Source organism: Streptomyces sp. NPDC097619, from assembly GCF_040302735.1.
GTDB lineage: Bacteria > Actinomycetota > Actinomycetes > Streptomycetales > Streptomycetaceae > Streptomyces.
This window is the reverse complement of sequence record NZ_JBEOSD010000281.1, coordinates 1-5,025: the sequence shown is the minus strand read 5'-3', so window position 1 is coordinate 5,025 and position 5,025 is coordinate 1. Positions and strand designations below refer to the sequence as shown.

Sequence of the window (5,025 nt, the reverse complement as noted above, 5' to 3'; positions counted from 1 at the left end):
GGTCGCGGAGCCTGGCCGGTCAGGCCGCGGCCGCGGCCCGGTTGGCCCGCGACGCGGCCAACAGCGCCGCCGACCACGCCGAGAAGGCCGCCGCGGCCGCCATCGAGGCCGCGAACCACGCCGGTCAGGCGGTGGACTACGCCAACCGCTCGACGGCCGCCGCCAACGCCGCCGTCGAAGCCGCGGACAAGGCGTCCGCGGCGGTCGCCAAGGCGCGCGAGGTGGAGCAGGCGGCGCGTGACGCCGAGCTCGCCCGGCTGGCCGAGGAGACCGAGGAAGCGGTGGAGCTGGCGCGTAAGGAAGCGACCGCCGAGGCGAACCGGCTGGAGCAGTACGACCGGGAGCGCACCCAGGAAGCCCGACTGTCCGCCGAGACGGTCGCGCTGATCGCCTCCGCCGAGTCCGCGCTGCGGGCCGGCAGGACCGCGGAGGCCGTCGCGTCCGGCCGCAGAATCGCCCTCCAGCTCGTCGACCGCTCGGGCACCTGGACCCGGCAGGCCGCGGAGTTCGCGCTGGCCGGCTCGGACGAGGACGTCGCCCGCTGGCTCGACGCCGACCGCCTGCTGGCCCTGCAACAGGACAACTTCGAGAACGTCGCCGCGAAGGCCGCCATCTCGACGAAGAACGTGGCGCTGGCCGCGGTGGACGTCCTCAAGGCCGGGGACGCCACGAGGGTACGGACGTTCCTGGAGACCGGCGCGATCGAGGCCGCCAAGGAGGACAACCGGGTCGAGGTGACCACGGTCCTCGCCGACGACAACACCGGCTCCGCCGAACGGCGCGCCGCCGTGGCCGCCCTGGAGAAGGGCACGGCCCTGGCCCTGCACACCTTCCTCCACGTGGAGCGCTCCAAGGCCGTCCGTGAGGACGACCGGGTGAAGGCCACCACCCTCCTCTCCAGCGGTGGCCCGTACGTCAAGGCCGCCGCCCGGATCGCCCTCGAAGGCGACGCGCACATGCTGCGCCGGTTCGTCGGCACCACGCAGCACGAGTTCGCGCGGATCGACCACGACCACGCCACCCACATCAGCGCGATCCGCGCCATGATCGCGAGCGCCGCCAAGGTCGCCCAGGAAGCCCAGGAGAACGCGGCCCGGGCCTCCGAGGCCGCCGCCCTCGCCCGCGACGCCGCGGCGAAGGCCCTCGAATGGGCGGAGCTCGCCAAGGGCTACGCCGCGGCCGCCAAGCAGTCCGCCGAGGAGGCCCGCAAGAACGCCGAGGCCGCCGAGGGGTCCGCCGCGGCCGCCGCCCGCTCCGCCGAGACGGCGCGTCAGGCGGCGGCCGCCGCGACCCGGGCGAGCAAGGTGGCCAGGAGCGCGGCGACCCGCGCCGTACGGTCCGCCACCGAGGCCGCCTCCTACGCCTCCGACGCCGCGGCCTCCGCCGCCGCGGCCCGCCAGGCCGCGCTCGCGGCGGGCCAGAGCGCCAACGCGGCCGCCGGCGCGGCGATGCAGGCCAAGTACCTGGTCTTCGAGGCGGCGCGGCAGGAGGCCATCCAGAAGGCGCTGGAGAACGCGAACGCCCCGATCAAACCGGGCGACCTCAGTCTTCCGGCAGGAACCGAGAGCTGCCTGACCCCGTTCGGCCGACCCATCGATTCCGGCAACTCCACCAACCCGTGGGAGTTGGGCTGGAGCTGGCTCACCGGGACGGGCCCCTCCTCGCAGTGCTTCGGACCCAACGACGACTTCACCCGCATCTACCGCGAGCACCAGCACACGCAGAACACCCTCGCTGCCGTCGCCGCCCTCACGCGTTCGGGCAACTTCCAGCTCGGCACCACTCTCAAGTACAACTATTCGCTCGGCGGCTTCGGAGGCGCGGGGAAGTACCTCCAGGACTACGGGACGCTCACCACGGCGGGCCTCACCGGCAACCTGGCGTACACCTTCCTCGGTTCGCACCAGGTCCGCCTGACCCCTTACCGCAAGAACGCGGACGGCTCCGTGGTGTGGCGGTACACCGCCTACAACGAATCCGACATCGAGTCCGCCACGCACCCCCCGGTCATCGGCTACACCGACTGGTGGAGCAAGGGCCCCGGTAAGCTCATCACCGAAATCGTCGGCGACAGCGGCCCGATGGCACCCAAGAGCCAGGTCATCGAGTTCGACATCACCCTGGGTCCGTGACATCCCGCAGGCCCGGTCAGGGGCGGCTCACCACTCTCCTGACCGCGGCAGCGGCCCTTCTCGCAGGCTGCACCGGCTCCGTCGATCCCGACGCGCTACCGGGTCTGTACCGCGAGGATAGGACCGGCGCCGAGCTGCGGCTCGACCGCGACGGGACGTTCTCGGCCCAGGCCGTGAGGGTGGACGAGGACGAGGCCCCCGACCCCGCCGACTTCCACGGCCGGTGGGAATGGCTCGGCGACCGGGCGGGCGACGACTACGTCTACCTCTACGTCGAGGACGGCGGACTCGGCCGCACCGGCGGCCTCCAGCTCTACCCGAGCGGGAGGAACGCCATGGAGTTCCGCCCGGACCCGGACCGGCCCGCCTCCCAACGACTCACCCGGGTGACGGCGCCGTAGCGCCCGCGCTCCGCGCCCCCCACCTCCTTCAGCTTTCGCACCACCCGTTCCACCTCGACCGCTTCACACATCCTCCGACCTCAAGGAGCAAGCAATGACGTCACGCACCGCCTGGACCCGCATCCTCGGAACCGCGACGGCCGCCGGCGTGTTGGCCTGGGCCGTGGTGGCCGCGGGCCAGCCCTCCACCGGCTCCACCCCCACCAGCAGCAAGCCCGTCGCCGAGACCGGCCCCGGCTACGCCATCGAGGACTACAGCTACCCCGGCGCCGACAAGATCCTCGCCGAGCAGGGCATCGTCCTCAAGCGCGGCGACGGCCACATCCTCCTCGCGGACTGCAAGAGCGACGAGAACCTCCTCAAGTTCCTGGCCCGCGACCGGGCCGACGTCTGCTTCAAGGTCACCGCCGACGAGGGCTTCCTCACCCTGGAGATCCCCTCCGTGCACGGCGTGCGGACGGACGACTCCGTCAAGACCCACCTCGCGATGACCGCCGAGGGCGACCGCGTCGAGTACGACATCCCCGCCAAGACCTGGGAAGGGGTCGGTGAGTCCGTGGACGGCCGGGAGCACGTCCTGGTCGAGATCCGCGTCAGCAAGTAGCGGCCGGTCGTGCGTCCGCACGACCCCGCCCCGGCTCGCCCACCCACCTCTTCTCCTCCCGAAGGAACCCGCACATGTCTGCCTTCCGTCCGCGCACCGCCCGTACCGTCCGCTCCGCCCGCATCCCGGCGCTGCTCGTCACGACGACCGTCGTCGCCGCGGGCCTGGTCCCCGCCGGCTCCGCCCTCGCCGTCTCCGGCCCCGAGGCCGCCGCCGGTCAGCACACCGCCGTCGTCAAGCTGAACATCGGGGACGAGCCGAACGGCCGCGGCTGCACCGGCGCCCTCGTCGACGCCTCCTGGGTGCTGACCGCCGCCAGCTGCTTCGCCTCGACCCCCGGCACGACCGTCCCGGCCGGTGCCCCCGCCCTGAAGTCGAGCGCCGTCCTGGCCGACGGCAAGCGGATCGCGATCGCCGAGCTGGCCCCGCGCGCCGACCGGGACCTGACCCTGGCCCGCCTCGCCACCCCCGCAACCGGCCCCACCGGCGTCACCTACGCCACCGCCGCCCCGACCACGGGCGCCGAGCTGACCGCCGTGGGCCTCGGCCGGACCAAGACCGAATGGGCGCCGCTGAAGGCCCACACCGGCGCGTTCACCCTCGACGCGGCCGACGCCACCACCCTGAGCATCACCGGCAAGGGCACCGACGTCCTCTGCAAGGGCGACACGGGCGGCCCGCTGCTGAACGCGGCCGGCGCGGTCGTCGGCATCAACAGCCGCTCCTGGCAGGGTGGTTGCCTGTCCGCCGACCCGGCCGAGACCCGTACCGGCGCCATCGCGGCCCGCGCCGACGGCCTGCGCGAGTGGGTCGACGGGATCCGGTCGACCACTCCGGGCTGGCAGACCAAGGCCCTCGTGCAGTCCGGCACCGGCCTCTACCAGGCGGTGCGGCTCGCCGACGGCTCCTGGACCGGCTACACCGACGTCCAGGACAAGGCCGGCAGCATCGGCGGGATCCGCAGCACCGCCGCCGCCGGCATCAACGGCGACACCCACGTCCTCGCCATCAGCACCAGCGGGGGGCTCTTCCACAGCCTCCGCAAGCCCGACGGCACCTGGAGCAGGTTCGGCGACGTGTTCGCCGTCGCCAACACCCTCGGCAGCCTCACCCAGGTCTCCGCCGTCTCCACCGGCCACGACCTCCACGTCATCGCCGTCGCCGACGGCAAGGCCTTCCACACCGTCCGCAACAGCGCGGGCAGCTGGACCCCCTTCCGCCAGGTCAACGGCACCGTCACCGGGGTGACCGCGGCGGCCACCGCGAGCGTCCGCGGCGAACTCCAGGTCGGCCTCATCAGCGGCGGCAAGGTCTTCCACAGCATCCGCCAGACCAACGGCAACTGGCTGCCCTGGGGCAACGTCAACCAGGCCGTCGGCGCCACCGGCCCCGTCACCTCCCTCGCGATGGCCGGCACCGGGGACGACACCCACCTCGTCATCTCCACCGACAACGGCACCCGCCAGTACCACACCGCCCGCAACTTCAACGGCTCCTGGAGCGTCTGGGGCGACCTCAAGGACTACCTGGGCACCGTGACCACGAAGTCCGTGTCCGCGGCGGCCGTCAACGGTGAGCTCCAGCTCGCCGTCACCAGCACCGACGGCAAGCTCTTCCACACCACCCGCCGCGCCGACCGCACCTGGGCCACCACGGTCGCCGCCCCCCTCCAGGGCCTCCCGGCCGCCCCCGGCAACCTCGCCATCACGGCCACCTACACCGGCTGATCCCACCGGCGGCACACGGCGGCGTCCCCGACGCCGCACGCCGCCCCGCCCCAGGCGGTCACGGGCGCGCCCCGGCACGAACAGTGCCGGGGCCGATCGGGAGAGCGGGGGGTGGGGGAAGAGGGGTGGTGGTGTGGGGTAGTTGTAGGGGGTGGGCGGCG

The 5,025-nt window shown here is 73.3% G+C and carries 3 protein-coding genes and 1 pseudogene; all 4 read left to right on the top strand.

Going from position 1 to position 5,025, the window contains the following annotated elements:
- Positions 1-2,132: pseudogene (locus ABTZ17_RS36235) on the top strand (ALF repeat-containing protein); the annotation flags it as partial.
- Positions 2,129-2,533, top strand: coding sequence for a hypothetical protein (locus tag ABTZ17_RS36230; RefSeq protein ID WP_352200078.1), 405 nt, complete (start codon positions 2,129-2,131; stop codon positions 2,531-2,533). The pseudogene ABTZ17_RS36235 and the gene ABTZ17_RS36230, both read left to right, overlap by 4 nt.
- Positions 2,534-2,627: 94 nt before the next feature.
- On the top strand, positions 2,628-3,137 hold the full coding sequence (locus tag ABTZ17_RS36225; RefSeq protein ID WP_352200077.1) for a hypothetical protein: 510 nt from the start codon (positions 2,628-2,630) through the stop codon (positions 3,135-3,137).
- 74 nt (positions 3,138-3,211) lie between these two features.
- Positions 3,212-4,864: a trypsin-like serine protease gene (locus ABTZ17_RS36220; protein ID WP_352200076.1), complete on the top strand. Its 1,653-nt coding sequence runs from the start codon at positions 3,212-3,214 to the stop codon at positions 4,862-4,864.
- The last annotated feature ends 161 nt before the right edge of the window (positions 4,865-5,025 follow it).

Excerpts from the sequence above, each read along its gene's own strand:
- ABTZ17_RS36225 (WP_352200077.1), top strand. The coding sequence starts at position 2,628 with ATGACGTCACGCACCGCCTGGACCCGCATCCTCGGAACCGCGACGGCC.
- ABTZ17_RS36220 (WP_352200076.1), top strand. The coding sequence starts at position 3,212 with ATGTCTGCCTTCCGTCCGCGCACCGCCCGTACCGTCCGCTCCGCCCGC.